This is a genomic window from Priestia sp. KCTC 13724 (assembly GCF_056820425.1).
In genome coordinates this window covers 26,411-52,901 of sequence record NZ_JBXDLD010000040.1, presented here as the reverse complement: position 1 = coordinate 52,901, position 26,491 = coordinate 26,411, and the positions used below count along the sequence as shown (strand labels likewise).

General features: G+C 38.5%; 30 protein-coding genes, 1 tRNA gene and 1 riboswitch. Of the genes, 11 read left to right on the top strand and 20 right to left on the bottom strand.

The annotated features are described in order from the left end of the window. Window positions 1-355: 355 nt before the first annotated feature. Window positions 356-541: a YhzD family protein gene (locus AC1UFB_RS06430; protein WP_482588800.1), complete on the top strand. Its 186-nt coding sequence runs from the start codon at window positions 356-358 to the stop codon at window positions 539-541. 69 nt (window positions 542-610) lie between these two features. Here AC1UFB_RS06430 and AC1UFB_RS06425 read toward each other — a convergent pair whose 3' ends face one another. From AC1UFB_RS06425 to AC1UFB_RS06375, 11 genes are all read right to left on the bottom strand, one after another. Continuing rightward, entirely contained in the window at window positions 611-754 is a 144-nt protein-coding gene (locus AC1UFB_RS06425) for a hypothetical protein (protein ID WP_482588798.1), read from the bottom strand. A 119-nt stretch (window positions 755-873) separates the two neighbouring features. Continuing rightward, window positions 874-1,146 (bottom strand): HU family DNA-binding protein, encoded by a 273-nt coding sequence (locus AC1UFB_RS06420; RefSeq protein ID WP_482588796.1) that lies wholly within the window; start codon window positions 1,144-1,146, stop codon window positions 874-876. A 114-nt stretch (window positions 1,147-1,260) separates the two neighbouring features. Then, window positions 1,261-2,064 carry an enoyl-CoA hydratase gene (locus AC1UFB_RS06415; RefSeq protein WP_328100927.1) on the bottom strand — a complete coding sequence of 268 codons (804 nt, stop codon included), beginning with the start codon at window positions 2,062-2,064 and terminating at the stop codon, window positions 1,261-1,263. Window positions 2,065-2,070: 6 nt separating this feature from the next. Further along, window positions 2,071-3,690, bottom strand: coding sequence for a long-chain fatty acid--CoA ligase (locus AC1UFB_RS06410; protein ID WP_482588794.1), 1,620 nt, complete (start codon window positions 3,688-3,690; stop codon window positions 2,071-2,073). A 135-nt stretch (window positions 3,691-3,825) separates the two neighbouring features. Continuing rightward, window positions 3,826-5,325, bottom strand: coding sequence for a coproporphyrinogen III oxidase (locus AC1UFB_RS06405; protein WP_061784688.1), 1,500 nt, complete (start codon window positions 5,323-5,325; stop codon window positions 3,826-3,828). Window positions 5,326-5,588: 263 nt separating this feature from the next. After that, window positions 5,589-6,467 (bottom strand): Cof-type HAD-IIB family hydrolase, encoded by an 879-nt coding sequence (locus AC1UFB_RS06400; protein WP_251385466.1) that lies wholly within the window; start codon window positions 6,465-6,467, stop codon window positions 5,589-5,591. A gap of 130 nt (window positions 6,468-6,597) precedes the next feature. Beyond that, the gene (locus AC1UFB_RS06395; RefSeq protein ID WP_025907799.1) at window positions 6,598-7,302 is read right to left on the bottom strand and encodes a hypothetical protein; all 705 of its coding nucleotides are present in this window, start codon (window positions 7,300-7,302) and stop codon (window positions 6,598-6,600) included. Further along, window positions 7,295-8,176, bottom strand: a complete 882-nt coding sequence (locus tag AC1UFB_RS06390) for an ABC transporter ATP-binding protein (RefSeq protein WP_482588791.1) — start codon at window positions 8,174-8,176, stop codon at window positions 7,295-7,297. Before AC1UFB_RS06390 ends, AC1UFB_RS06395 begins: the two co-directional genes overlap by 8 nt. Window positions 8,177-8,178: 2 nt before the next feature. Further along, window positions 8,179-8,541: a GntR family transcriptional regulator gene (locus tag AC1UFB_RS06385; protein ID WP_482588790.1), complete on the bottom strand. Its 363-nt coding sequence runs from the start codon at window positions 8,539-8,541 to the stop codon at window positions 8,179-8,181. Window positions 8,542-8,926: 385 nt separating this feature from the next. Then, window positions 8,927-9,271, bottom strand: coding sequence for a YlbF/YmcA family competence regulator (locus AC1UFB_RS06380; RefSeq protein ID WP_100348068.1), 345 nt, complete (start codon window positions 9,269-9,271; stop codon window positions 8,927-8,929). 158 nt (window positions 9,272-9,429) lie between these two features. Beyond that, a complete protein-coding gene (locus tag AC1UFB_RS06375; protein WP_062686563.1) occupies window positions 9,430-10,563 on the bottom strand; it encodes a DUF445 domain-containing protein in 1,134 nt (377 codons plus the stop codon). Between the two features lie 104 nt (window positions 10,564-10,667). Here AC1UFB_RS06375 and AC1UFB_RS06370 point away from each other — a divergent pair, with 104 nt between their 5' ends. From AC1UFB_RS06370 to AC1UFB_RS06340, 7 genes are all read left to right on the top strand, one after another. Next, entirely contained in the window at window positions 10,668-12,002 is a 1,335-nt protein-coding gene (locus AC1UFB_RS06370) for a YheC/YheD family endospore coat-associated protein (protein WP_253346670.1), read from the top strand. A gap of 18 nt (window positions 12,003-12,020) precedes the next feature. After that, window positions 12,021-13,103, top strand: a complete 1,083-nt coding sequence (locus AC1UFB_RS06365) for a YheC/YheD family endospore coat-associated protein (RefSeq protein ID WP_100348069.1) — start codon at window positions 12,021-12,023, stop codon at window positions 13,101-13,103. A gap of 4 nt (window positions 13,104-13,107) precedes the next feature. Further along, entirely contained in the window at window positions 13,108-14,466 is a 1,359-nt protein-coding gene (locus AC1UFB_RS06360) for a YheC/YheD family endospore coat-associated protein (protein WP_482588787.1), read from the top strand. After that, window positions 14,463-15,620, top strand: a complete 1,158-nt coding sequence (locus AC1UFB_RS06355; protein WP_482588785.1) for a YheC/YheD family endospore coat-associated protein — start codon at window positions 14,463-14,465, stop codon at window positions 15,618-15,620. Before AC1UFB_RS06360 ends, AC1UFB_RS06355 begins: the two co-directional genes overlap by 4 nt. 74 nt (window positions 15,621-15,694) lie before the next feature. After that, window positions 15,695-15,907 (top strand): DUF5342 family protein, encoded by a 213-nt coding sequence (locus tag AC1UFB_RS06350; RefSeq protein ID WP_025907807.1) that lies wholly within the window; start codon window positions 15,695-15,697, stop codon window positions 15,905-15,907. A 31-nt stretch (window positions 15,908-15,938) separates the two neighbouring features. Next, the gene (locus AC1UFB_RS06345) at window positions 15,939-16,838 is read left to right on the top strand and encodes a PucR family transcriptional regulator (RefSeq protein ID WP_025907808.1); all 900 of its coding nucleotides are present in this window, start codon (window positions 15,939-15,941) and stop codon (window positions 16,836-16,838) included. Between the two features lie 150 nt (window positions 16,839-16,988). Further along, complete coding sequence (locus AC1UFB_RS06340) at window positions 16,989-18,098, top strand: ABC transporter ATP-binding protein (protein ID WP_025907809.1); 1,110 nt, start codon at window positions 16,989-16,991, stop codon at window positions 18,096-18,098. Between the two features lie 35 nt (window positions 18,099-18,133). Here AC1UFB_RS06340 and AC1UFB_RS06335 read toward each other — a convergent pair whose 3' ends face one another. Next, window positions 18,134-18,376 carry a hypothetical protein gene (locus tag AC1UFB_RS06335; protein WP_025907810.1) on the bottom strand — a complete coding sequence of 81 codons (243 nt, stop codon included), beginning with the start codon at window positions 18,374-18,376 and terminating at the stop codon, window positions 18,134-18,136. A gap of 172 nt (window positions 18,377-18,548) precedes the next feature. Between AC1UFB_RS06335 and AC1UFB_RS06330 the strand changes: the two genes are divergently transcribed. Then, window positions 18,549-18,624, top strand: a tRNA-OTHER gene (locus tag AC1UFB_RS06330). A 38-nt stretch (window positions 18,625-18,662) separates the two neighbouring features. Further along, window positions 18,663-18,884, top strand: coding sequence for an alpha/beta-type small acid-soluble spore protein (locus AC1UFB_RS06325; RefSeq protein ID WP_025907811.1), 222 nt, complete (start codon window positions 18,663-18,665; stop codon window positions 18,882-18,884). An 83-nt stretch (window positions 18,885-18,967) separates the two neighbouring features. Here the strand turns inward: AC1UFB_RS06325 and AC1UFB_RS06320 are convergent, their stop codons facing one another. Further along, window positions 18,968-20,251, bottom strand: coding sequence for a hemolysin family protein (locus AC1UFB_RS06320; RefSeq protein WP_482588781.1), 1,284 nt, complete (start codon window positions 20,249-20,251; stop codon window positions 18,968-18,970). A gap of 232 nt (window positions 20,252-20,483) precedes the next feature. Here AC1UFB_RS06320 and AC1UFB_RS06315 point away from each other — a divergent pair, with 232 nt between their 5' ends. Beyond that, window positions 20,484-21,104 carry an NAD(P)-dependent oxidoreductase gene (locus AC1UFB_RS06315; RefSeq protein WP_138117382.1) on the top strand — a complete coding sequence of 207 codons (621 nt, stop codon included), beginning with the start codon at window positions 20,484-20,486 and terminating at the stop codon, window positions 21,102-21,104. A 49-nt stretch (window positions 21,105-21,153) separates the two neighbouring features. Here AC1UFB_RS06315 and thiD read toward each other — a convergent pair whose 3' ends face one another. The 7 genes from thiD to AC1UFB_RS06280 form a co-directional block, all read right to left on the bottom strand. Then, window positions 21,154-21,954: a bifunctional hydroxymethylpyrimidine kinase/phosphomethylpyrimidine kinase gene (thiD, locus tag AC1UFB_RS06310; RefSeq protein WP_482588779.1), complete on the bottom strand. Its 801-nt coding sequence runs from the start codon at window positions 21,952-21,954 to the stop codon at window positions 21,154-21,156. A 20-nt stretch (window positions 21,955-21,974) separates the two neighbouring features. Continuing rightward, on the bottom strand, window positions 21,975-22,997 hold the full coding sequence (locus AC1UFB_RS06305; RefSeq protein WP_482588777.1) for a thiazole biosynthesis adenylyltransferase ThiF: 1,023 nt from the start codon (window positions 22,995-22,997) through the stop codon (window positions 21,975-21,977). Continuing rightward, entirely contained in the window at window positions 22,994-23,761 is a 768-nt protein-coding gene (locus AC1UFB_RS06300) for a thiazole synthase (protein WP_482588775.1), read from the bottom strand. Before AC1UFB_RS06300 ends, AC1UFB_RS06305 begins: the two co-directional genes overlap by 4 nt. A gap of 5 nt (window positions 23,762-23,766) precedes the next feature. Next, on the bottom strand, window positions 23,767-23,970 hold the full coding sequence (gene thiS / locus AC1UFB_RS06295; RefSeq protein ID WP_025907817.1) for a sulfur carrier protein ThiS: 204 nt from the start codon (window positions 23,968-23,970) through the stop codon (window positions 23,767-23,769). Further along, window positions 23,967-25,094, bottom strand: coding sequence for a glycine oxidase ThiO (gene thiO, locus AC1UFB_RS06290; RefSeq protein WP_025907818.1), 1,128 nt, complete (start codon window positions 25,092-25,094; stop codon window positions 23,967-23,969). Before thiO ends, thiS begins: the two co-directional genes overlap by 4 nt. Next, window positions 25,078-25,704, bottom strand: a complete 627-nt coding sequence (tenI, locus tag AC1UFB_RS06285) for a thiazole tautomerase TenI (RefSeq protein WP_025907819.1) — start codon at window positions 25,702-25,704, stop codon at window positions 25,078-25,080. The genes thiO and tenI overlap by 17 nt, the downstream gene beginning before the upstream one ends. A gap of 80 nt (window positions 25,705-25,784) precedes the next feature. After that, window positions 25,785-25,883, bottom strand: a riboswitch (TPP riboswitch). An 84-nt stretch (window positions 25,884-25,967) separates the two neighbouring features. Continuing rightward, window positions 25,968-26,168, bottom strand: a complete 201-nt coding sequence (locus AC1UFB_RS06280; RefSeq protein WP_035319942.1) for a hypothetical protein — start codon at window positions 26,166-26,168, stop codon at window positions 25,968-25,970. Window positions 26,169-26,491 lie beyond the last annotated feature (323 nt).

The window sequence follows — 26,491 nt, the reverse complement described above, 5'->3', positions numbered from 1 at the left end:
CCGTATCATACCAAGAGGGCTCTTTTTTGTTCAAGTCCCCGAAAATCCTTCTAACAGGAATGCTCCTTTTAATAAATTACTTCGCTAACTATCTCTTGAACCAACAGCCTAGTCACCAGTAAAGAAACAGGATAATAGAAATGAATAAAAAGTTTTAAACAAACCGAAGTTTAAATGTTTTTATCACTTACTAATCTACTTATCCTTGGCGACGTGCTGAAAAAATCACTCAGTTAGACCTACTTCTTATTGTATGGAAATTTTATGTAGTTGTAAACCGAAGCAGGAATTTTCAATATAAACTTCGAATTTTAATAAAGTGAACAGATATCCATTTTCTAAAGGAGAGGTCTTCATGACAATGTATACGCTAACAGTTTTTGGAAAAGACGGAGAAAAACTATTGGATGAAACGTTTGAAGCTGCAAGTGAACGTGATGCAAAAGAAATTGGAATGAGTAAACTAACGGAGCTAAATTACCATGAAAAAACGCACCGATGCGTACAAGCTAACGGGAAGCTTGTATTATTTCATCGTTAAAATAAAAAGAGTTTGGGACACAACAAAATGATGGCTTCTAAAAGACGAACACTAGCTGTTCCCATCTCTTTAGTTTATCTCAACTCGTTCGTTCCATTGCGCTACGGCCACTCGCTTTCCTCGGGGAGGAACCTGAGCTTTCTCGCTGCGCTGCGGGATCTCCGTTTTCCCTCTCTTTCCCGCAGGAGTCGAGTGTCTCACGCTCCATTCCACCCTGTTTCCAACATTGTTTTCACAATCAACCAAAAAACCTGAACGATTAAAAGTTATGAACTCTCAATCGTTCAGGTATAGTAGAAGCTGAACTATTTATGTCTCAGTCTCTTTTTTATTCACTTTACAGCTTCTTTTAATTCTTTACCTGCTTTAAATGCTGGTACTTTAGAAGCTGGAATTTGCATTTCTTCACCAGTTTGTGGGTTGCGCCCTATACGAGCTGCGCGCTCACGAACTTCAAATGTACCGAAGCCGATAAGCTGAACTTTTTCACCTTGACCTAATGTTGTAGAAATTGTGTCTAATAGTGCATCTACTGCTCTTGATGCGTCTGCTTTTGTTAATTCCGATTTTGAAGCTACTGCATTTACTAAATCTGTTTTATTCATCTTTCAATCACCTCATTAATTTCTATTATTATCTTTTGATACCACTGATGCTAATTTTTTAAACATGCTCTATCTACATGATAGACAAAAACACTTGCTTTTAAACTAGTTCACTTAATTTTCGGAAATATCTTTTGAACGCTGATTAAACACCGGCAAACGTTTCGCCAAAAATGCTTCAATCCCCTCTTGATGATCATCACTTTGGCTCATGCTAAACTGACTTCTTTTCTCTAACTGTAATACAGTCTTCAGCTCTTCAATTGACGTTTCAACGAAAATTCGTTTCGTCTCTTTTAAAGCGAGCGCTGGCTTTTTGAGCCAGTATGAAACATAATCTTCTACATGCTTCGCCAAATCTCCTTCTTTTATTTCATCAATTATCCCAATTTTATACGCTTTTTCTGCTGATAGCGTTTCCCCCCGCCAAATAAGCTGTTTTGCACGGTGATTACCGAGGCGTTTTGCTAATAAGAAGTGGCCTCCTCCATCTGGAATAAGTCCGATTCCAATAAAATTCATAGCAATCTTAGCATCTTTTTGCGCAATGATATAATCACTCGCGAGCGCAATGCTAAGCCCTAAGCCAGCCGCTGCTCCGTGAATAGCGCTAATGGTAAGCTGAGGAAGCGTGTATAACCTTAGCGTCACTTCATTGATTAAATCCATTACCTTACGAAATGAGTCTGCTCTGTTTGGATCCAGCATCATTTTGATATCACCACCTGCAGAAAATACGTTTCCTTTTCCTTGCAAGACGACAATATCTGCTTGGCTCTCTTCTACTTCTTTTAAGCATTGAACAAGCTGTTGCAGCACTTCTATATTGAGAGCATTTAATGATTCCGGTCGATTTAAAGATAAAATAGCCACGCGTTCTTTCATTTCTAATTCAACAACTTTTAAATTTACAGTCATCTTCCTTCACCCTTTCAATTCATAGCGTTCTAGTACTTGTTCACGAAGTGCTCGTTTTAGAAATTTACCGACGGTTGTTTTCGGAATTTCATCCATAAAAATCACATCGTCTGGAAGCCACCATTTCGCAAATTGAGGCGAAAGGAAAGTTAAAATATCTTCCTTGTTTACTTGTGCTGTATATCCTTCTTTTAAAACGACGCACGCCACTGGGCGCTCTTGCCATTTTTCATGAGGTACAGCAATAACCGATGCTTCAAAGACACCTTCATGCCCCATCAATGCATTCTCAATGTCGACCGATGAAATCCATTCTCCACCGCTTTTAATCAAGTCTTTTGTACGATCAACAATTTTAATAAAACCTTCTTCATCAACTGTAACCACGTCTCCTGTATATAACCAACCATCTTTAAACGCTTCGCTCGTACGGTCATCTTCATAGTATTCTGAAGCAATCCAAGGTCCCCTGAGCAAGAGCTCCCCCATTTCATTACCATCCCAATCTACTTCTCCATTCTGACCGATTACTTTCATTTCAACGCCAGGAACAAGGAATCCTTGCTTAGCTTTTAACGCTAATCGCTCGGGAGCAGACTTCTCTTCTTGATAACTTTTTAATCTAGATATCGTGACAAGGGGACTGGTTTCCGTCATGCCGTACGCATGCATAAATGGAATATTAAACTTTTCTTCAAAACGCTGAATAACGCTCAGCGGTGCCGCAGACCCTCCGCATAAAAACGCACGCACATGACTGGTATCATACTCACCTTTTTCAAGCTCTTGCAGCAAACCTAGCCATATTGTTGGTACTCCAGCTGCAATCGTCACTTTTTCATTTTGAATCATCTCCGCTAAGATAGTCGGAGTGAAAAAAGCTCCCGGCATTACAAGGGTTGTGCCAAGCCAAACAGCAGCAAACGGTAAGCCCCATGCATTAACGTGGAACATTGGAACTACCGGCATAGCAATATCAGCTTCAGACAGCTCTGCACCATCTCTTAATCCGAGTGCCATGCAATGCAAATAAATGCCTCGATGTGAGTAAACAACGCCTTTTGGCTTACCTGTGGTAGCGGAAGTGTAGCAGATTCCTGCTGGCTCTTCTTCTTGAATATCTGAAAGAAAAGCAAACGTTTCATCTCCACGCTTTAGCAGCTCTTCGTAATGATAAATTGGCTTTACACTACTTTCAGGGAGCGAGGGTTCGTCAGACATAATAATATAAGCTTCTACGTGAGGTAATTCTTGGTGGATTTTTTCAAAGAGCGGTAAAAAGCACTCATCAATTAAAAGTACTTTATCTTTTGCATGATTAATAACATAAATAATTTGCTGAGGATCTAAGCGAATATTAATCGTGTGCAACACGGCACCGATTCCTGGAATTGCAAAATAAGCTTCTAAATGGCGATGATGATTCCAAGCAAACGTTCCAACACGGTCACCTCGTTCTACTCCCAGCTCTACTAGCATGGAAGACAATTTTCGCGTTCGCTTTCCCGTTTCTTCATAGGTAAAACGTTCCATACCTTTTGTGGACCTTGAAATAACCTCCTTCTTCTTAAAAAACGTCTCTGCTCGCTCCATCATTGAAGGAATCGTTAATTGTACATTCATCATTGAACAGCACCTCACTTATTTTTAGAAAACGCTTGCAACAAATTATATATTCAATCGTCTTCGACATATTTCCTTCTCTTTATGCAAATTAAAAAACTGCCATGTATTTTCGGAATAAATACACGGCAGTTTCTATTAAACATTGAATAAATCAGTTAGAATTTTAATTTTTTCTTCTGTATAATGCTTAAACCCATCATTATATGACTTCGGATCTTTCGGATTAGCAAAACGCGTAATCACACCTGTCTTTGGATGAACAAATTTACTAGAAGCCCCGCAACCTAATCCAATAATCGTCTGTTTCTCTTCCATAATCATGATATTATAGATACTCTCTTGGCCTGGAAAAGCATAGCCCACATTTTCAAGATTACCTAAAATATTTTTTTGGCGATATAGATAGTAAGGCTTATAGCCGTTTTCTTTTGTCCACTCTGTTGCCATATCCATCATTTGGCTGATTTCATAACGATCAGCCACTTTATATTTACGCTTATTTTGCGTCATTTCAGATGCACGCTTAAAGGAAAGCGTATGAACCGTCAGCGATTCAGGCAACAGCTTCTGTGATTCTTTTAACGTATGTGAGAACTCCGTTACGCCTTCATTTGGTAACCCAATAATCAAATCCATATTAATATTGTTCATGTTCATTTCACGAGATAAATGGAATTTTTCAATCGTCTCTTCAACCGTATGATGACGCCCAATTGCTTTTAACGTCTCTTGCGTATACGACTGTGGATTGACGCTAATGCGGTCGATATTCCATTTTTGCAGCACTTTTAACTTATCAGCTGTAATGGTATCAGGGCGCCCTGCTTCCACCGTAATTTCACGAATGTTTTTCACATCAGGAAAAGATTCATACATTTCTTCATACAGCATGTCCATTTCCTCAGCAGTAATGCTTGTTGGCGTCCCTCCACCGTAATAAACAGTTGTAATTTTGATATTGTTTTCTTTTAACCATTTTCCAATTTCACGCATTTCGTAGTGAAGGCCACCCAGAAATGAATTAACCGAACCTTGACGCCCGTTAATCGCATAAGCAGGAAACGTGCAGTATGCGCACTTTGTCGGACAAAAAGGAATGCCAATATAAATGCTTACTTCACCAGATAACTCATGAAGATCAGGAACAGCGGCTAGTTGGCGATCGACGATATCCTGCATCAGCTGAATTTTATCGTCCGTAATTAAATACTGCTCTTTCAACTCCTGGTGAGCTTCTTCTTTTGTTTTTCCAGCTTGAAGCTTCATATGAAGAAGCTTTGTTGGACGAATTCCCGTTAGAACTCCCCACTTTTGTACGATATTCGTATATTCTTGGAGCACAGATAAAAAGACGCGGAGGACAACATTTTTCACTTGCTTGAACTGTTCTTTTTCAGATAAACCTACTAAGTTTGGCTTTGTTAGTTCTTCTTTATATACTTTATCATGGTCTCGAGCCTTTAAAGCAATATGTGCTGAAATCTGCTCATTGACAGTTAGTGTAAACGTAATTTGTAGGTCTTCTTCTTGATTTGAAGTAAAAGAAACATCGCTCTCTTCAAAGAATAAGTCAGAAATGAGCTGAAGCGGTCGAAGAAATCGTTCGTCTTCTAACCCTTGAACATATATTTTCACGATAATCACCTTTCAATTTTAAACATAGATAAGCTTCTATCAGTTTACAGAACATCAATGACTCGGTCAATTGCTGCTAAATTAAAAAACGAATTATGCCTTTTCTAACATGTTTAGGTTATCATAACTAGTTCGTTCCATTGCGCTAGTTCTCTAAAATTGGTTTCACAATCAACAAAAAATCCGAACTATAAAAGAGTCATTACCTCCCAATAGTTCGGATTGATGATTGACTGAAATACTTATGTCCCAGCCTCTATGCCTTAGTTTAGTCTCGTTCCATCAAGCTGGTTCAAGTAACCTAATCGCTGCTGTTTTCTAAACAGCTCTTTAATCATATATGCCACTCCGTTTTCATTGTTTGACCTTGTGACCCAATCGGCCAGCATTTTGAGATTTGTTGGCGAATGCCCCATAGCTACACCCATACCGGCTTGCTCAATCATTTCGATATCATCATAGCAATTGCCAATTGAAACGACATCTTCCATCGGAATGCCTAGTTGACTTGCTACATAGCGAATACCGGATGCCTTATTCGCTCCTTTTGGCGTAATGTAGCATCGATTTTCGTTGGGGTAAGAAAACCATTCAATGTCCTTCACCGCAGATGCAATGGTTTGTTCTGCATATTCCTTTTCTCTTTTATCTGCAAAATACACTTCAATTTTTGGAGTCGATACTGGCTCATCCCTTAGCGTATCTCCCAATGAGTCTACAAACTGAACAGGATAAAAAAGTGGTTCTCCTGTTTTTAACATCGTTTTAGCCACGATATTATTTGGAAGCTTGACACGATTACCAATTGAAAAGCGTTCATGTAAAATTCGAATATGACAGTTAAAGTTCTCTAACAGTTGAATAAGGTTAAACGTTTTTTCTTCGCTTAATCTTCGGTCTAATACCGGCTTATCAACGGAAGAAGCGATAAACCCTCCACTGTGCGTAATGAGCATTGTTGGATGAATTTTCAAGGACCTTGCAATCTTTCGCGCAGATGGAAAATGGCGATTTGTTACGAGCGTAACGTAGACGCCTTTATTTTTGACGAACTGAATTGCTTCTTTCGTTTCTTTTGTAATACGGCCTTGACTATTTAAAATGGTACCATCAATATTTAACGCCAGTAATCGATATGTCATTGTTAAATCCCTTCCTTCTCAGATGTCTCTCAGCTTATTACTACGTTAGAACGTTGGTATTTATTAAAAAAAACTTGATAATTAGTTATATGAGCATATGACTATAATTAGAAGGGATTAAAATGTGATTTTATCGTACGTTATACGAAATCGTTGATGCTTTTCTGAGCAATAGCCATGTTGGAATAACTGTTAAAACGGCCAGTACCGATATTGTACCTAGGTTAGGAGTGACCTGAAACGAGTCATTTATTGTGACAAACAGTTCAACAATCCAGTCTCTTGTAGTTGAAAATAAAAACAGCCCAAATAGAAAAGCAATGACACTTGCTCCTCCAATCAAACCCGTTCGGTAAAAGACGCTTCCTAACAAAAGCCCCGCTGATAGCAAAAAGAAACAAAGAATGCAGTCAAATAGAAGTTGGTTATACCAAGTAGAATTCATAGTAGTAGCTTCAATGGTACTAAAAATCCTGACCTGTGTAGATGTAATGTCAATGACTAGACGAAATAGTGCATTTACAAAAGCTTGAATAATGGATATCCCCGCCGCTAACAGTATGTTGAATAAAAAAACGCTTGTTAAAAAACTTTTTCGCGTCATGCCCATTTTAATACAAAAAGGTAGCGACTCTTTCACCATTACAAACCCTGCAATCCCGCAGAAAATAAGGATTGGTAAGCTTGGTGATACGACCATAACAGAAGTATCAGCAGCCGTCGTAATTGTTAAAATAGCCAAGATGCTCCCAATAAAAATGCCCCAAAAGATCAAAATTGACGAGCGATGGTCAAGAAATAAATAATACAGCATTGCTTTTGTATCTTTAAACATAAAGCTTTCCACTCCTGTTCTCTTCTGTGAGATAAACCATCAACTGCTGAACGTTAATACTCTCAATCGTTAATCTATGCTCACGTACTTCAGCAAGGTTATATGGTCCTCCAAACAACACTGCTGATTTTCTACCTGCGATAACAGATTGATGGATGACGTTTTGGTTTTTAATAAAAGCGTCAACTACATCTTCTTTCCCGCTAATATGAAGAGCCTTATTCATCATATTTTCTGCTGTTTCATGCAGCAACTTCTGTCCTTTTTGAATAACGACTACTTCTTCAAATAAATTGCTTACTTCATCAATTAGATGGGTAGATAGAATAATCGTTCGTGGCTTTTCTTGATATGCTTCCAAAATCAAGTCGTAAAACAAATAGCGTGCCGACGCATCTAAGCCGATGTATGGTTCATCGAAAATGGTAAGCGGTGCTTGACTAGCCAAGCCAATTGTAATACCTAAAGCAGACTCCATTCCTTTTGATAAACCTTTGGTACTCATTTTGCCATTAAGATTAAAGCGTGCTAATAAATCATTAGCAACCTCTTGTGACCAGTTTGGATACACAAGAGATGACACCTTCAAGACATCTTTAATTTTAAGCTTTTTCTTGAAGTTGTTATTTTCACTAATAAAGCAAATATTCTTCAAAACCTCACGATTTTCAAAAGGTGATAGCCCCTCAACTTTTACCTCACCATCAGTTGGCGTTATGTGTCCTGCTAGCATTTGCATAAGCGTGGTTGTTTTTCCTGCTCCATTTCGTCCAAGCAGACCATAGATCTTATTAGCTTCTAGACTTAAACTTAAGTCATTTAATGCTTTTTTCTCCCCAAACGTTTTTGTAACGTGTTCAACCGTAATATTCACCCTTATTCCTCCCTCTTTAATAAAGACTGTAGTTCTTCAAGTTGAATTCCTAACTTTTCAGCTTCCTGCTTTGGCGGGACAATATATTGATTAAAAAATGCTTTTTTTCGCTTTTCTAAAATAATACTCTTAGCTCCATCTGCTACAAACATCCCTACGCCCCTTTTTTTAAACAAAATCTCTTGGTCAACAAGCTGGTTAACCCCTTTAGCAGCAGTGGCTGGATTAATTTGATAGTACTTGGCAAACTCATTCGTAGAAGGAACGCGATCACCTTCCTGAATGGATCCGTCCAAAATACTTGTTTCAACCTGCTCTGCAATCTGCTGGAAAATTGGCAGATCCTCTCTTAATTTAAAATCCATACGACCACCTTCTAAGTTAATTGGTTAGTTACTAATGTAACTAACCAATTAACTTATGTATTTATTTGTAAATAAGTTCCTGTTATTTTTTTGAAATTTTTGCATGTACATGATCAAGCCCCTATCTTCTAGCAAAAAGGTACAAAGATGAGTGCTTCTTTTCCTATAACAGAAGCTGGTGATTGAAACGAAGGATGCTTGACTCCTACGGGACTAGCGAGGCTGCTTGAGACCCCGCAGGAGCGTAGTGACGAGGAGGCTCAACGCTCGCCCCGTGGAAAGCAAGCAATCCGGAGTGAAGATCAACCTTTTTGCATGTGTTCCTTCTATACAAAAAAGCGACTAGAACTAAAATTAGTTCTAATCGCTTTGATTTTCCAAGCTATTATTCAGCGTATAACTCTTCTAATGGCTTCATGATAACTTTGTTTAGCTCACCGATTACCATGCTCATACGTTGCTCAGCTTCCATTAACTTCGCGATATTTTCATCTTGTTGAACAATCGCTACTGTTTGCTGTGCTCGTTGAACTTCTTCTTCCGTAATCTCTTGACCCGTCATTTGTTTTTGCTGTAACTCCATTTGTAATGTACGAAAGCGCTCAAATAATTGTTTTGAACCTTCGTCATTGTTTACAGCCGCATACAAGCTCTTTAGATTTGTATAATCATCGCTTTGACGAATGGCTCTTTCTAATTCATTTGCTACATCGTACAAGTTTACAGACATATAAACGTCCTCCTAAATTTTTTTACTATAATCATCTTCCCAACTACTATAACAAATTATGGCGAGAAATTCAGCTTAAGACCTTTATTTCTCAAAATCAATCAAATAAAGTAAAAGCTCAATTAGTAAGATCGTTTTTTCTCTCTTGAAGTAAATACTTAAGCAATAAACAAAGCAATAACTCCTTGAACCACTCCAATTATCCCTCCAAGTAACGCTCCTAGATACGTAATCATCTTAAACTCACGTTTTGAAATCCCTAAAATCAATTCCTCAATGCGCTCCACTGAAAACGACTCTACCTGTTCACGAACAATATCTTCTAATTTAAGCTGGCTCATTAACGAATCAATGCGCTCTACTAAAAAATCCCCTGCTTTTTCAACGACTACCGGAACAACCTTCTGCACATACGAATGAGCAGGTGCCACAAGCTCAGAAACAGGCTTCGCAAATAAGGTATCTACCGATATAGTTCGATCAACAATACTCTGAATGCCTTCTAACATTGTTTCTCTGCCGATAAACTCTTCCGCTTCATCCACCGTCTTCTCTTGCAGCTTCTTCCACTCTTTTTCAATCAAACTTTCAAAAAGCTCACTCGTTCCTTCATGCTTGAAAAACTTAATAATTTCTGGCTGGACCTTATCGATGACTTTTGTATTTCCAAGAAACATTTGAATCATGTTTCCAAGCATCCCTTTTTTCATTAAAAAGTCATCAATCATGCGTTCTAAGCGACGTTTTCCCTCTTCGCTTTCAAAATACTCCACCGCTTTTTCACAAATTTGCTTTGCGATAACAGGAATGACTTGATCTACCTTTTGCTTTGTTCCCTCACTTAATAAAGAAGAAAGTGACTCACCTGATTTGCTCGTCATAAACTCAATATACTTCTTTTCTACAAGCTTACGAACAGCGTTCTTTGTTTTATCTTGAGCTTCTTTAATACCAATAGCGTCAAGCACCTCGGCTAACGTTTGCTTCGTTGTAAATACCTTTTCAAGCCCGTCATTTGCCATTCGTAATAAGATTTGATGAAAGGCTGGATCTTTTAACTTTCTCTTTAAACTTTCTGGTGTTAATAAATGATCAACCACCGTTTTCCCAAGCTGAACAGCAAGTTCATCTCGCCTTTTTGGAATAAGCCCAGGAGTAAATGGAATTCTTTTCCTAAATAAATATTTGGCTTCGTATGGGTGAAACAACATTTTAATAGCCAAGTGGTTCGTAACACCACCGATGACCGCCCCAATGACGGCCATAATAATGATTGTAATAAACTGTTCCATTATTTTCTTCGACCTTTCTGTAACAAATTCTCTCACATATTCTCTTTGCAAATCATACCATATATCAGCATTCGCCTATAAAATTAAAAAATGAGGACGTATTTATGAACCCTCCATGCGTAATGATTAAAGCATCTCAGTCAAAACTGGGTAAGAATCAGATCTATATGAGTCAGGGACTTTGCCAACAACTTAGCTGCGATACTCATATTACCATCACATTCGGTCGTATGCACCAAGAAGTAAGCATTATACCATTTACAAGCTCTGATTACTCTATTATGTGTTGCAAAACCCTTTTACAAGAATGGGGGCTATTTGAAGACGAAACCGTTCTACGATTTTCTTCTCCATCTAAGGATGAACTATTAATTGGTCCCGTTATTTGTGTCGTCACGGAAATTAAGTCATCGCTAGATCTCTTTGGAAGTATAACAACCTTCTGTAAAGAGTTTGCATCTCTTAGCGATTTGGAAAACTGCTTCTTTTATGTCAGTACACTAGATGATTTACTTAACGGAACGAAAAAAGGCTATACGCTTCAATATAATTCTTGGGTACTACAAAATGTACCTCTCCCAAATGTCATTCATAACCGAATCCATAATCGAAAAACGGAGCATACGGCTAAATTTCAAGAGCTTACTACAAAAGCGATTGAAAATGAAATTCCCTTTTTTAACGCTCACTACTTAAACAAGTGGAAGGTGTTCGAACGCTTGTCTCAAACAGTGCACTTAAACACCTATTTACCCGATACGTATCAGCTCCGGTGTAAGCAAGATCTATTGGATGCACTATCATCTTACCAAACCATTTTTCTAAAACCCATACACGGTAGCCAAGGTAAACATATTTTTAAAATCGCGCACGTCAATGAACAATATCACCTTGATTATACTACGATTGGACACGAGTATAAAAAAGAATACGATTCTGCACACGACGTATTTGAAACTTTATTTCACACGTTAAAAAAACAAGGGTTTATTATCCAAGAAGGAATCGACCTTCAAACATATAAGGGGTGCCCCTTTGACTTTCGTATCCTTTGTCACAAACACTCCCACTCCAAATGGAAAGTAACATCGGTTATAACGCGAGTTTCTCAAAGAGGTTGTTTTGTTTCAAATGTTGCACGTGGAGGAGAAATCTATTCACCCAAACATATACTCACTTCGTTATACGATGAGCATACTGCTAAACATATCATCGCTTTATTAAAAGAGATTGCGCTTGAAATTTGTATTAATTTACCATATCAAGACGAAATTTATGCGGAGTTTGGCATTGACTTAGCTATTGATGCCAACGGGCAGCCTTGGATTATTGAAGTGAATACAAAACCTTCTAAACAAAGTGACGAAGCTTCTCAAACGATTCGTCCATCCACTAAAGCCCTTATGAATTATTGCCTTACCATTACACGTTTTCATTAAGATGAGGAGGTCTTTCTTATGATTTCATTAGGTTTTATTACCATTCATCCCGAACAGGAAGTAGAATATGCAACCAATCTTGCAAAATACGCAGCTGCGTACAATATTGAATTTTATCGATTTACTCCCTTTCAACTTCAGCCGGTATCGCAGAAAATAACAGGATATAAATATAATTCAGAAATAAATGAGTGGCAGTACGATACATTCTCTCTTCCTATGTTTATTTATGATCGATGCTTTTATCGCGGTGATTCCCTCTCTAAAAAAGCTATACCCATTGTCAACTGGCTGAAACAGAATCCAACGATTACGTTCCTTGGATATGGTCTACCAAATAAATGGGATGTTTACACAGAGCTCATAAAAGATGATGACCTGTCTCCTTATCTTCCTTCGACAACTAAAATCACGGCTGAAGAGCAGATAACGCAGCTGTTACGCTTACATGACGCTCTTATTCTAAAACCGATTGCAGGTGCACAAGGAAAAGGAATTGTTAAGCTTGTTCAACGCTTTCGAATCATTGAAGCATCTTTTCATTCCAAAAAAGGTCTTCAAACAAAGCAGTTCACACAGCTAGCGGATTTTCATGCTTGGCTATTTAACATCATGCAAAATGCAACTTATCTCGCTCAGCCTTTCATTCCACTATTATCACTTCAGTACTCTCCTCTTGATGTTCGCGTTTTATTGCAAAAAGATGCAAGCGGAGATTGGAATGAGATTGGAAGAGGCGTTCGAAAAGGAAAAGAAGACTCATTTATTACAAATATTAGCCACGGGGCTTCTATTTCACCATTTGAAGAGTTAATGAAGCGACTTCCACCTCATAAAGCTACATTTATCACAGGTGAAATTAGCAGCTTATGTGAACGAATACCGCTTGTGCTAGAAGCTCAGCTCCCTTCTCTTTTTGAACTTGGCTTAGATATTTGTATCTCTAGAGACTATAGCATTTGGCTTCTTGATTTAAATTCAAAGCCTGGAAGAAAAACAATCATTGAAACAACTCCAGAATCTACTGAAAAGATGTATGAAAATGTGATGGCCTACTGCTCATATTTGGCTACTTTACCTTCATCTCAACATAAGGAGTAGAACAATGACGAACTTACTTTTTCAATTAAAAGTGTTACCAGAACAAGAGGATGTACTCTATGTACCATCCTCTCTTTATCATCATCAACTAAACACTATTTATTTCGGTACGTTTTCTTCTATTTGTCAGGTTTACGAAGACCCTGAAGCGGTGAATGAAATCAAAATCTCACAAAACCTGTTGGACTTATTACACCTTCCTATCCATAATGATGTTCACATCTATACCGATGAACATAGCGTCTATATCGGTCCTTTAATCGGCATACTATCAGCAGGATTTACCGGTTCGTTATTACGCCCAATCGGCAAACGATCTTTATTGTTTGCAAAGCTTTTGTCAACTGCTTCCATTACGGGAGGAATTCCATTTTTATTTGGCATTCATCATATTCAATGGGATTCTGGCACAATCTTAGGTTATTTTTATACATCAAACGGCTGGGAACAACGTGAAGTTCCTCTTCCAAACGTAATTTACAATCGATTACCGAATCGAAAAACAGAAAGCCTTGATGCCTTTCAAACGATTAAAGAAAAATTAGCCGATGAATATCAAATTCCACTCTTTAATCCTAACTTCTTTAACAAATGGACGGTCCACACCCTGCTACAGAAAGATGCGACGGTAAGAGATTTCTTACCTTATACAATTGATGCACCTAGCCTCGAGCAGCTGTCTGAGATGTTAGAACAGTACGAATCAGTCTATTTAAAGCCAAAAAACGGTAGTCTCGGACGTGGTATTTATACACTTTCTTATTGTTCTACTCAGCACGTTTATCAAATTTGTTTTAAAGAAGAGAAACTCATAAAAAAAACACATGCTTCGTTAGCTGTCTTAGTCGATGAAATATTTAAAACAAACGAGCGCGACCACTACATTGCACAGCAAGCAATCCCACTATTTAAAAAGGATAACCGAATTGTTGATTTTCGCGTCCATACGAATAAAAATTTACACAATGAATGGGAACTATCTGCCATTGCAGCAAAAATTAGCGGTGGCGAAACGGTCACGACGCACATGACAAACGGAGGGGAAATTGAATCCTTACAGCGGGTTTTTACGAATCCAGAAACACGAAAGAAAACAGAAAAGCTATTAGAAAGTACGGCTCTTCTCATCAGCTTAGCATTAGATCATCAGGTAGAAGGCCTTATTGGTGAAATCGGATTCGACTTCGGCGTTGATACGAGAGGAAACGTGTGGATGTTTGAAGCTAACTCAAAACCAGGTCGTTCTATCTTCTTACACCCATCTCTACGAAAAGAAGATCAATATACAAGAAAGCTGTCGTTAGAATATGCCATTTTCTTGTCAAAGCAAGCCATTTTATCCCTTGAGGCTTCATATCCATGATTACTGTTTCTTACAGTAAAACAGACGACACTTGGTATCATCAAGAAGCACATTCCTCCTACGTATGGGGTTCACAAAACATCGAGCTTCCTGTTAAGCTTGAACCTACTGAGGCTTCCGTTCGCTTGCGAACTAGAGGAAATAAAGCAGGTCCCATAATTGGGATTGTTACGAGCAGCGCTGTTTTAAACAGCTTGAACCAGAAGCAACACCTCTACTTCAAGGAAATCCATCGAGCGCTGCAGACAACCGGAGGAATCCTTGTTTTATTTTCTCCTGAACAGTTCTATGAGCGCTACGTATATGGTGTTTATTTTGAGGAGATAAGCGGTGAATGGCGACAAGCCACGCTTCCTCTTCCTGATTTTATCTACAATCGCTTTCCCAATCGCTATACCGAACGTGAAAAACTTAAAGAATTAATGTCTCAAAGCGAGCATCTTCATATTCCTTTTTTTAACACCAGCTTTTTTTCAAAATGGGAAACGTATGAGCTATTATCAAAAAACACCGTTACACAAAAGCACCTCCCTGATACTCGGCTACTTTTATCGATTGAAGATGTACGTATTATGCTTAAAAAACATCAAAAAGTTTACTTAAAACCAATTCATGGTAGCAAAGGGAGAGGAATTTTCACCTTAACAACTCTTCAAGATGGAAGCATTCACTATGAAAGCTCTCGTCAAAAAAAGATTTATTCTTCCCTTGAACATGTGCCTCTCCCTACTCGTTCTTACATTGTCCAAGAAACGATTGAAACCGATACCCTTCAAGACATGCGCTATGACCTTCGCATACTAGTTAATCGCTTTAAGAAGCGATATATCATCAGTGGAATCGGAGTTAGACAAAGCGAGCGTCAGAGTGTAACAACTCACACATTAAATGGAGGAATTCTTAGATCTATTGAGGAGCTACCTTTTGATATAGACACTTCTTTTTTAACATCTCTAATAGATGCATGCGGTCAGCAGCTTCATCAGCATTTTCAATTTGTTGGAGAATTTTCGCTTGATATCGGAAGAACAAAAACCGATGATTATTATATCTTTGAAATCAACGCAAAGCCGATGATTTTTGATGAACCTCACATTCGATCCATTGGAATTAAGTACCTGATACGGTTATTCTATAAATTAACGAATTTTTAAAATAGTTGCTTTCCATTTCCTCTTCTCATGATAAGCTTATTAAAAAGCAGTGAAAATGAGAAAGGGGATTTTTTATGATTACACACTTTCGAATCAAGCCTTTGTATCAGCAAAAAGAAATGCCAGGATGGTTTATCTCCTTTTATATAAGCGGTACTTACTACGAAGCGAACTATCTAAAAACAGGAGAAATTCAGTTTAAACATCAACTCTCTCCCGCTATCAATCAAGAGGAAGTTACTTCCCTTATTCATGAACTAATGTTATTTCATGTCTATCAAGACTAGTTAAAAGTACAGAGCAGAAAGGAGTTTCATGATGGAGCAACTAAAAAGCATCTTTGGCAATAAACTACTATATTCAGATGTTCCCTACCACTTTCACCAATATAAATGGTTTCGAAGCGATGAATATCATTTTATTGGAATTGAACAAGACGCACTTTCTGAGAAGGAACTTGCTCTACTCTCAGCGTTTCTTATTCCTTACGAAGCAATGACCACCACGCTGTCAGCAGAACAATCATATTGGTATCAGCTACTATTCGAAGACAAGCCTGCGGTGATAGATGAGCTGGATAAATTCAAGCTTATTCGCTTTACTTACTTTTCAATTAAACGTTTGTTTGAACAGCGCACAGAGTTTGAAGATGCCCTTTCATCCATGTATGCAACGCCTATTACCATCTTATGGGACAACTTACAAAGCGGAGTAATTATTGAAAAAGTAGCGGACTCATCAGAATTAACAAGAGATTTACAGGACAGCGTAACGATTTTATCACATGACTTTGAAAGTGATATGCAGTTTTTTGAAGGACAGCTGCACTCTTTTCCTTTCTCACCCTCTCGTGCTTTTCACATGGAGAAAAGCTGGTTTGAACAAGTTCAAAAAGTGTTTGAAAAAGAAAAGGTGATCAAGCTTTCAACGACGCTCCCCTATTGGTTGATTAAAGAGATGTCTCCCGCTGCCAAGGAACAAATGAATACCATTTTATCGTTAATAAAAGATGATGAAACTTTGCTTAACACTGTTAAATGTTATTTAGAGTGCAACCTGAATGTATCGCTTGCTGCAAAGAAGCTATACATGCACCGGAACAGCTTGCAGTATCGCATTGATAAGTTTATTGACCGAACGGATTTAGATATTAAAAACTTTCAAGGGGCCGTTTCAGCTTACCTTGCTATCTTAGCAGCTGAGTCTCTAAATCAATAAAATGAAAAGGTTTTCGTAAACATGCACGAAAACCTTTTCATTTTTTTGTGCACATCTTCCATTTACCAGTTTTTCTATTCATCGTACACTATTCATACAGAAAGCGGTTTCATAATAACAAGGGCACATATTCAAGGGGGAGAATGAGAAATGGCTGAATTAAAATTAGAGCATATTTATAAAATTTATGATAAAAACGTAACGGCTGTAAAAGATTTTAATCTTCATATTGAAGACAAAGAGTTTATCGTATTTGTTGGGCCATCTGGCTGCGGTAAATCAACAACTCTACGTATGGTAGCAGGTTTAGAAGAAATTTCACAAGGTGATTTCTATATTGATGATAAGCGCGTGAACGACGTTGCTCCAAAAGACCGCGATATTGCGATGGTATTCCAAAACTACGCATTATATCCTCATATGACTGTATATGACAACATGGCGTTTGGATTAAAGCTTCGTAAACTTCCAAAAGATGAAATTGACCGTCGTGTAAAAGATGCTGCGCGCATTCTTGGGTTAGAACAATACCTAGATCGTAAGCCAAAAGCTTTATCAGGAGGTCAGCGTCAGCGTGTAGCATTAGGACGTGCAATCGTTCGTGATGCAAAAGTATTTTTAATGGATGAGCCGCTATCAAACTTAGATGCAAAACTTCGCGTGCAAATGCGCTCTGAAATTGCTAAGTTGCACCAACGCTTAGGTACAACAACAATTTACGTTACGCATGATCAAACGGAAGCAATGACAATGGCTAGTCGCTTAGTTGTTATGAAAGACGGTATTATCCAACAGGTCGGAACGCCTAAAGAGGTATATGAAAAGCCAGAAAACGTATTCGTAGGCGGATTTATTGGTTCACCTGCAATGAACTTCCTAAAAGGAAACTTATCAGATGGTAAAATTACGGTAGGCGATTCTGTTCTGGCAGTTCCAGAAGGAAAAATGAAAGTATTACGTGACCAAGGTTATGTAAATAAAGAGGTTATCCTAGGTATTCGTCCTGAAGATTTCCATGACGAGCCTGTCTTCATTGAAGCTTCAGCTGGCACAAAAGTAACCGTTAATGTTGATGTGTCGGAGCTAATGGGAGCTGAAACAATGGTTTATGCTAAAATTGGCGAACAAGACTTCGTCGCTCGCGTAGACGCTCGTTCTGAAGTAAAAGCCCAGCAAAAGCTTACTTTAGCATTAGACTTAAATAAAGCTCACTTCTTTGACGCGGAAACAGAAAGCCGCATTCGTGCAGAAAAAGAATAAGAATAAAAAAGAGAAGAGGAAAACTCTTCTCTTTTTTATTCTTTAATGAACTTAATCTCTTCGTGCTGACATCTCTGACAATAGAAAAAATGTGTGCACATATGCTGCACGTAATCATTTGAAATGCCATTTTCAAGCTTTAATTCATCAATTTCCATATACGCGCTGTAATCATCGAAATAGTCGCTAACCTTTCCCATATCGCTTAACTCATAGCCACATACCTTACAATATTCAGATAAAGTGGACAGCCCATTGCAAAGCTCACATATATGCATCATTTCCTTACCCCTTCTTCACTTCGATAAGATATACATAATATGTGCAACTCCATTATTTCTACTCTACTGATTTTCCTTTAATTTACCAATAATTACTAATATTTTCTGATGTATAAACTTTTGAATGCTTTATCATACTACTAGTAACAACAAAGCAAACATCTACTACTGGGCTACGCCTAGGTAGGCAGATAAGTTTCTTGCTAAACTTATCCACGCTGGTTCAATTCCAGCTAGCTCAACCATACTACTATTATTTTATCTAACGAGGAGATGAATAAACATGGCAAACTACCAAAAAGCATCAAACAGCAATTCATCAAACAAGTTAGTAGCACCTGGAGCTCAAGCTGCTATCGATCAAATGAAATTCGAAATCGCAAGTGAATTTGGCGTAAACTTAGGGCCAGACACAACAGCTCGTGCAAACGGATCTGTTGGTGGCGAAATCACTAAGCGCTTAGTACAATTAGCTGAGCAACAATTAGGTGGCGGCAAGTACTAATTTCACACAATTTTATAACATGGCTAGAGCACCTCAACAGCTGTTGAGGTGCTCTTTATTTTCACGACAGTAAGATACCGTCTTTAGTCTGCTACTTCCATTTCGCTTTCGTTGTTTAACATTGACTGAATTTGAACGTTGACTTTACGAATCCGACGATTTTCAACCTCTTTAATTGTAAACGTTACGCCTTCATAACTAAAGAAATCTCCTGCAACAGGAACTCGTTCAAATTGTTCGAAAATCCAGCCGCCAAGCGTATGGTAAGAACTTTCTAGTGCCGGTACCTCAACATACTTTAAGAAATCATCAAGCGGAATTTCTGTATTAAATTCAAATTCTGTTTCACTAATTTGATCAACATAGCGAACAGCTTCATCATGTTCATCCCAAATTTCGCCTACTATTTCTTCTAAAATATCTTCAAGCGTCACTAGACCGGAAGTGCCACCAAATTCATCTACAACGATTGCCATATGTACTTTGTTCTTCTGCAATTCAGGTAGTAAAACAGAAATCTTCATTGATTCGACTACAAACATTGGCTCACGTACTAATTCACGAAGATTTACTTCTTTTTCTTGAACTAAGTATGTTAAAAAATCGCGCTCTGATAAAATCCCAATAATATTGTCAATATTGTCCTCATAAACTGGAATTCGCGAATATCGTTCTTCTAAAAAGATTTCTTTTATTTCATCAATCGGCTGATTGACCTCTATCGCTACCATATCGATTCTTGGTTTAAGAATTTGTCCAACAACAATTTCATTAAACTCTAACGAACGATGAACAAGCTCTTTTTCTTGATTATCAATAACGCCTTCTTCTTCACTTAAATCAACCATTACTTTAATTTCTTCTTCAGTAACCGAAGGGCTATATTCTTTACCTGTAAATAGCTTTGACACACCAGACTTCAGCAAAACAAAGAGATAAGAGATTGGTGTTAGTACTTTGATTAAAAAGTATAAAATACCGGATATCATCAATGTGAAGCTTTCCGCATGCTCTTTTGCTAATGATTTAGGTAATACTTCACCAAAGATTAAAATTAAAATGGTCATAACTACTGTACTGATGACAAGCGCTGAATTACCGCCGAATAAATCAATTGCTACTTTCGCCGAAATAGACGATGCAGCAATATTTACAATGTTGTTTCCAATTAAAATGGTGGATAACGCTTGGTCAAAGTTTTCAGTAATCAACAGCGCTTTTTTGCTTCCTCGTCTTTTTTCATCAGCATAGTTTTTCAGACGTATTTTATTTACGCTCGAAAAAGCTGTCTCAGCAGATGAAAAGAAAGCTGATAATAAGATAAGAACTGCCAACAAAATAATTTGACTCAGGGGTAGGTCTACCAAAGGTCATTCACTCTCCTAAAAAAATAATAAAATTTTATACTACATAATTGCGTTTACCTTTTAGTGCAAAATAGTACAAATATATCATATCAGAAACCTTCTTATTTGAAAATGAATGTCAACTGCTATTACAAACCATTTTTCATTTGGTTATTTCTAGAAACTACTTTATTATATTCTATGAAAAAAAGATTCATGCCCTTCGTATATTTACATAAAGGAGAGATGAGATATGAACATTGCTTTATTAGGCACAACAGGCCGCGTTGGCCAACAGCTTCTTGAACTATTATTGGAAAACAATCACAAAGTAAAAGCTTTGGTTCGGAACATACAGCGCCTATCTATTTCACATGCTAACCTCACAGTCATTGAAGGAGACGCTCGTGAAGAAAAAGTGCTGGATTGCTTATTTCACGGGCAAGACGTTGTCATTAGTACACTTGGTACAGACGGAGCTAACGTTATTTCAGAAAGCATGCTTGTTATTGTGAAAGCAATGAATAATCAAGGTATTGAACGAATTATTACTGTCGGCACAGCAGGGATTTTACAAACACGAACGGAACCTTCACTATATAGATTTCAGTCTAGTGAATCAAAGCGTAAGCTTACAAGAGCTGCTGAAGATCACCTAAAAGGGTTTCTGACTTTGAAAGAGAGTAACCTTCTTTGGACGATTGTATGCCCTACTTACTTACCTGATGGACATATTACAGAGCGCTACCGCGTTGAAAAAAACGTCCTTCCCTTAGATGAAAAAAAAATATCCACAGGTGACACCGCTCATTTTATTTATAAAGAACTGTTAGATCCTCAATTTATCCGTTGCCGAGTGGGTCTGAGTGAATAGTAAACAGCATCTCAAAAGTAGAGATGCTGCTTTTTGCTGTCATGTTGTTTTACGTAAGCTTGCGATAAGCCCAATGGTTTGTAGGTCCATGCCCGCTTCCAATTTGTAACGTGTCCTTAATCGCAGCTTGAACAAAATCTGAAGCAAGCTGGACGGATTCTAGAAGAGTTGTCCCTTTAGCTAACTCGGCTGCTATACAAGCAGCAAACGTACAACCTGTTCCGTGCGTATGCTTCGTATCTACACGCTTATGAACAATTTCATGAAAGAACTGACCGTCGTACACTAAGTCAACCATCTCCTCTTGTGATTTGTCATGTCCCCCTTTTATCACCACATTTTTCACTCCAAGGCTATGAAGACTTTTGGCTGCTTCTTTGCGCTGTTCCATTGTTGTAATTTCATATCCCGTCATAATTTCTGCTTCAGGAATATTAGGCGTCACGACTTCAGATAATGGTAACAGTACATCATTTAGCGCAGCAATAGCTTCTTGCTGAAGTAGTGATTGTCCCCCTTTTGCAATCATAACCGGATCCACTACTACATTTTTCAGTTCATACTTACGTAGCTTATCCGCAACAATACGAATAATATCAGAGCTAAAAAGCATGCCAGTCTTAATAGCATCCGGACGCAAATCGGTAACAACTGAATCAATTTGCGTGGCAATTGCTTCTTCAGTTAACGGATACACACCTTGAACACCTAAAGTGTTTTGAGCCGTTACTGCTGTGATAGCGGACATTCCAAATACCTTACGCTCTTGAAATGTTTTTAAGTCTGCTTGAATTCCGGCTCCTCCTCCGCTATCAGATCCAGCGATTGTCAATGCTTTTGCTACACTCATAAAAATCTTCCTTTCGTCATTTACCCGATATAACGGTGATAAAGATTCTTTGCTTCTACTGTATCTTTTGTGCCGTGTACAAAGATTCTTCCATCTTGAAACACAACAAGGCGATAATCATCAATTGCTACGGACAAAAGATACGGATTTCGGTCCACTCGGTACCCTTTACCTTTTAAATGCTGTTCTAACTCCACTATGTTAGGTGCTTTTGTTGCCTTTGCAGGGCGAATTTGTACAGTATCACGTCCGCATAGTACCGCTGTTTTTAACTGGTTTTCAAATTGAAGCGCAGGAAAAACTGGCTGTTGACCACACGATGAACATTCATCCGATTTTAGAGCATGAACATTTATGGTACGGTATTCATTTCTCCAAACGTCAAATGATACTAGCTGTGACCGTAGCGCCTCATGATCTTCTACAAGAATCTTTAGTGCCTCCGTGACTTGATGTGAAACAACCATTTGGACAGCAGGGCTAATAATCCCTACCGTATCACACGTAACTCCACCTAAAGGTACTGATTCCAGCAAACATGCTAAGCATGGGGTTTCTCCAGGAACAATCGTATAGCTAATTCCATAGCTCCCCACACATGCTCCATAAATCCAGGGAATTCGGTGTTTTTGTGATAAGTCATTTATCACAAGCCGTGTATCAAAGTTATCCGTAGCATCGATTATTAAATCCACGTTTACCAACAGCTGTTCAATAAATTGAGAAGTCCCGTCCGCTACGTGCGCTTCAATATCAACATCTCCGTTAATTTCGACGAGCCTTTCCGAAGCAGCTACTGCTTTTGGAATACGATTAGCTGCATCCCTCTCGCTATAAAGCTGCTGACGTTGCAAATTACTCCACTCCACATAATCTCGGTCAATTATTGTTAACTTTCCAACTCCGGCTCGAACAAGCGCTTCCGCATTTCCTGTCCCTAACGCACCTGCTCCAATTAATAAGACATGCTTTTGTGATAACTTTTTCTGTCCTTCTTTACCTATTGGAGAAAAGAGCTCTTGACGTGAATAGCGCGCTGTCACCCGATGCTCATCCCTTCTGTTGGGCTACTGGCTACCGCATATTCTTTAAATGGAATGCGACCAGCTAAGTAAGCATCACGCCCCGCTTCGATTGCAAGCTTCATCGCGCGAGCCATTTTTACAGGATCTTTTGCACCTGATACAGCCGTGTTTAATAGAACACCATCTGCACCTAACTCCATTGCTTTGGCAGCATCAGAAGCTGTACCGATACCCGCATCTACAATCACAGGCACATTAGATTGCTCAATAATAAACTGCAGGTTCAGCGGGTTAATAATTCCTTGTCCTGATCCAATTGGAGAAGCTCCAGGCATAATAGCATGAACGCCTAATTCCTCGAGTCTTCTAGCAAGTACAACATCATCAGACGTATACGTTAACACTGTAAATCCTTCTTTTAGCAATTCTTTACTTGCTTTTAATGTTTCAATTGGGTCTGGCAATAGCGTTTTATCACAGCCAATTACTTCAACCTTGACCATATCACACAGCCCAGATGCTTTTGCCAACTTTGCAATCCGAACAGCTTCTTCAGCATTTTTGGCTCCAGCTGTATTTGGTAAGAGCGTAAATCTTTTAACATCAAGAGCTTCAAGTAAGTTAGGCTGAGACTGATCAAAAATATCCATTCTTCTCACTGCAAATGTTAAAATTTCTGTTTCTGATTCTTCCACTGCTTGACGCTGCGTTGTGTAATCTGGAAACTTCCCTGTACCTAAAAGCAAACGAGATGCAAATTCATATTTTCCTATTTTCAACATAACTTTCATCCTCCTCCTACAAATGAAACAATCTCTAATAAATCGCCTTCTGATAGCAACGCTTTTTCATGATCTTGCTTTTGTAAAATTTTTTTATTTAACTCGACAATAACCACTTTCTCGTGTAAATCTCTTGATTCCAATAGTTGAGAAACCGTCTGAATTGAGGAATCTATATCAACGCTTTTCCCATTAATTATTAAGTTCAATACGTTCCCTCCATTTCTCTTTGTAAGCGAAAAGCCGTAAAAAAGGAATGTTTTGGATGTTCACCCATCATTTGTTCCGCCATAATTTTCCCTGTAATCGCACTTAGTAAAATACCGTTTCGGTAGTGCCCACAAGCTAAGTAAACATTATCTAGCTCAGGGTGCTGTCCTAAATACGGCCACCCATCTACTGTTTGCGGACGAAGTCCTGCCCATGCTTTTTCAAACGATGCATTTGCAAGTGATGGAACGAGAGAAATCGCTTTGCTAATTAGAAATTCAATAGCTTCTGCAGATACGTGCTTCGTGTAATCATGGGCGCGCTTTGTAGCTCCAATCACTACTCTTCCTCCTGCTTTTGGAACAATATAAAATCCTTCATCTAAAAAAATAGTCTTTTGAATGCTTGGCTGATTCGTCGTGAGAGATATACACTCACCTTTAATAGGAAACAGATGCTTTGGATGAATAGCGGCCACCAGCTCTTTTGTCCAAGCACCTGCACTTACCATCACTTGGTCGCTGTAAAAGTTGCCCGCTGATGTCCGAACGCCAACTACCTTTTTGTTATCGTATATAAAGTGATGGACATGACAGTTCTCATAAATTGCCGCTTGATGGTATAAAGCTCCGTGTGCCAAAGCATGAGTTAGCTTAGCTGGCATCAGCTGTCCATCTTTTGGGATGCTAATCGCCCCGTATGTATCAGGGGTTAAGAGCGGTTCAGCTTCACTTGCTGCGTCAGGAGATAACCACCTAACGTCTGAATCCCACCGTCTGTGGCGCTCCGCTTTGTCTTGTAGCACGTTTGCTTCAGCTTCAGTTGTTGCTACTTTTAACAAGCCTTTTTGAATGAGCTCAACATCAATATTTGTTTTTTCTTTTAATTCAGCTACCAGATTCGGAAAAAGTGCTCTACTTCGAATGGCTAGTTCCAAAAGAGGCCCTTCTTCATCAATTTCAGCTTGTGCTCCTAATATTCCAGCAGCTGCTCCCGATGCTTCACAACCAATCTGATTTTTTTCCAAAATGGCTACCTTATACCCCATTTTAGAAAGCTGATACGCAGTTGAAGCTCCAATAACTCCACCACCAATAACGAGCGCATCATAATGTGCCTCCATATGTATCACTCCACTTTCGTAGTTGTTCACCGTATTCCTTTGCCGCTTGTAACGGGTTTTCATCTTTAAATACACCAGCCATGACAGCGACGCCATGTGCCCCTGTACTCAATACCTCTCTTACATTGCAAGGCATAACTCCCCCGATTGCAATTACCGGTATCTGCACTGAATCAACGACTTGTTTCAGCTGTTCAAGTCCCCGAGGTGTTTGACCCAGTTTTGATTGCGATGGATAGATATGACCATAAATGACATAGTCGACGCCTGATTGTTCAGCTTCCTTTGCTTCTTTAACGCTGTGTACAGATTTACCAACAATCAATTGCTGAAAATGTGCTTTTACTCCTTGAGCACTTAGACTGTGATAAGCCAAATGCACACCTTTGACTTGAGCAGCAAAAGCTACATCTACTCGATCGTTAACAATTAGCTTTGAAGCCGGAACTTCTTTTTTCAGGTCTCCAATAAGCACTTCTAACTCTCGTGCCGTTCGCTCTTTTTCTCGAATATGGATAGCTCCTACATATGGTTCAATGTCTCTGATAATTTTCAAAAGCTGTTCAAGAGGCTGTTTCCCTGTTGACACAGCGTGTAACTTGGGTACCATAGCATCCTCACCTTTATTTCGACATAAACGTAAAAAACCACTCTACAACGTAGAGTGGTTTGGCATGCATTAATTATGTAAACATGGCTCATCCACTTCCCTACGCTGGTACAAACCAGATCAGGTTCAAAGGGTCCGAATTTTTCGTCTCAGCCATAAAGGCTCCCCTAGTGATTTTTTCTAATATTTTCACTTTTCATTTAGAAGTATAACATATTTGTGAGTGATTACAACCTACTGGACCATTTTTCTCATGTATTGAGCTAATAATCTTCGAGCTCTTTTTCTTTTTCCCTATGCTCTTCCCACAGAAATGAGCTCAGTAAGATGGCAAATGTTAAAATATAAAATCCGTAGAATAACAAAGCAGCTATACTGTTGACCATTAAAAAGATAAAACTAATGACTTGTCCCGCAATTGTTACAATCAATAAAATATATTTCCATACTTCACGTTTTCTCATTAAACTTATCTCCACTTTTCAAATCCTAATTTCAATGCTCTTCTCTCTATTATAACAAGTTTCGAGTATGAGTAAGGAATATCTGATCAAAATAAAACAATTGTCCCAAAAACGATAAGAGAAGAGCGTCACGTTTGTTAAAGTATCATCGGCTATCTACTTATTCCCTTTCCTTTTTACCCTTAAACTAATCATCTTAAATGTGCTAAGCCCCCTCTTCCTTTTTTAGTCTTCACCCTTTTTCTGATGGTCTACAAAGTACATAAACCCATTGAAAAGCCATACTATCTATTAGAAGTTTTTTTATTGACTTTTAACTTCTT

What these genes read in the sequence shown, in the direction of transcription:
- AC1UFB_RS06400 (WP_251385466.1), bottom strand. Translation starts at nt 6,467, where the DNA reads ATGACATATCGATTACTGGCGTTAAATATTGATGGTACCATTTTAAAT.
- AC1UFB_RS06315 (WP_138117382.1), top strand. Translation starts at nt 20,484, where the DNA reads ATGAACATTGCTTTATTAGGCACAACAGGCCGCGTTGGCCAACAGCTT.
- tenI (WP_025907819.1), bottom strand. Translation starts at nt 25,704, where the DNA reads ATGGTACCCAAGTTACACGCTGTGTCAACAGGGAAACAGCCTCTTGAA.
- AC1UFB_RS06350 (WP_025907807.1), top strand. Translation starts at nt 15,695, where the DNA reads ATGATTACACACTTTCGAATCAAGCCTTTGTATCAGCAAAAAGAAATG.
- AC1UFB_RS06280 (WP_035319942.1), bottom strand. Translation starts at nt 26,168, where the DNA reads ATGAGAAAACGTGAAGTATGGAAATATATTTTATTGATTGTAACAATT.
- AC1UFB_RS06370 (WP_253346670.1), top strand. Translation starts at nt 10,668, where the DNA reads ATGAACCCTCCATGCGTAATGATTAAAGCATCTCAGTCAAAACTGGGT.
- AC1UFB_RS06365 (WP_100348069.1), top strand. Translation starts at nt 12,021, where the DNA reads ATGATTTCATTAGGTTTTATTACCATTCATCCCGAACAGGAAGTAGAA.
- AC1UFB_RS06420 (WP_482588796.1), bottom strand. Translation starts at nt 1,146, where the DNA reads ATGAATAAAACAGATTTAGTAAATGCAGTAGCTTCAAAATCGGAATTA.
- AC1UFB_RS06345 (WP_025907808.1), top strand. Translation starts at nt 15,939, where the DNA reads ATGGAGCAACTAAAAAGCATCTTTGGCAATAAACTACTATATTCAGAT.
- AC1UFB_RS06380 (WP_100348068.1), bottom strand. Translation starts at nt 9,271, where the DNA reads ATGTCTGTAAACTTGTACGATGTAGCAAATGAATTAGAAAGAGCCATT.
- thiD (WP_482588779.1), bottom strand. Translation starts at nt 21,954, where the DNA reads ATGAGTGTAGCAAAAGCATTGACAATCGCTGGATCTGATAGCGGAGGA.
- AC1UFB_RS06385 (WP_482588790.1), bottom strand. Translation starts at nt 8,541, where the DNA reads ATGGATTTTAAATTAAGAGAGGATCTGCCAATTTTCCAGCAGATTGCA.
- AC1UFB_RS06395 (WP_025907799.1), bottom strand. Translation starts at nt 7,302, where the DNA reads ATGTTTAAAGATACAAAAGCAATGCTGTATTATTTATTTCTTGACCAT.
- AC1UFB_RS06325 (WP_025907811.1), top strand. Translation starts at nt 18,663, where the DNA reads ATGGCAAACTACCAAAAAGCATCAAACAGCAATTCATCAAACAAGTTA.
- AC1UFB_RS06430 (WP_482588800.1), top strand. Translation starts at nt 356, where the DNA reads ATGACAATGTATACGCTAACAGTTTTTGGAAAAGACGGAGAAAAACTA.
- AC1UFB_RS06415 (WP_328100927.1), bottom strand. Translation starts at nt 2,064, where the DNA reads ATGACTGTAAATTTAAAAGTTGTTGAATTAGAAATGAAAGAACGCGTG.
- AC1UFB_RS06375 (WP_062686563.1), bottom strand. Translation starts at nt 10,563, where the DNA reads ATGGAACAGTTTATTACAATCATTATTATGGCCGTCATTGGGGCGGTC.
- AC1UFB_RS06360 (WP_482588787.1), top strand. Translation starts at nt 13,108, where the DNA reads ATGACGAACTTACTTTTTCAATTAAAAGTGTTACCAGAACAAGAGGAT.
- AC1UFB_RS06355 (WP_482588785.1), top strand. Translation starts at nt 14,463, where the DNA reads ATGATTACTGTTTCTTACAGTAAAACAGACGACACTTGGTATCATCAA.
- AC1UFB_RS06340 (WP_025907809.1), top strand. Translation starts at nt 16,989, where the DNA reads ATGGCTGAATTAAAATTAGAGCATATTTATAAAATTTATGATAAAAAC.
- AC1UFB_RS06300 (WP_482588775.1), bottom strand. Translation starts at nt 23,761, where the DNA reads ATGTTGAAAATAGGAAAATATGAATTTGCATCTCGTTTGCTTTTAGGT.
- AC1UFB_RS06410 (WP_482588794.1), bottom strand. Translation starts at nt 3,690, where the DNA reads ATGATGAATGTACAATTAACGATTCCTTCAATGATGGAGCGAGCAGAG.
- AC1UFB_RS06335 (WP_025907810.1), bottom strand. Translation starts at nt 18,376, where the DNA reads ATGCATATATGTGAGCTTTGCAATGGGCTGTCCACTTTATCTGAATAT.
- thiO (WP_025907818.1), bottom strand. Translation starts at nt 25,094, where the DNA reads ATGGAGGCACATTATGATGCGCTCGTTATTGGTGGTGGAGTTATTGGA.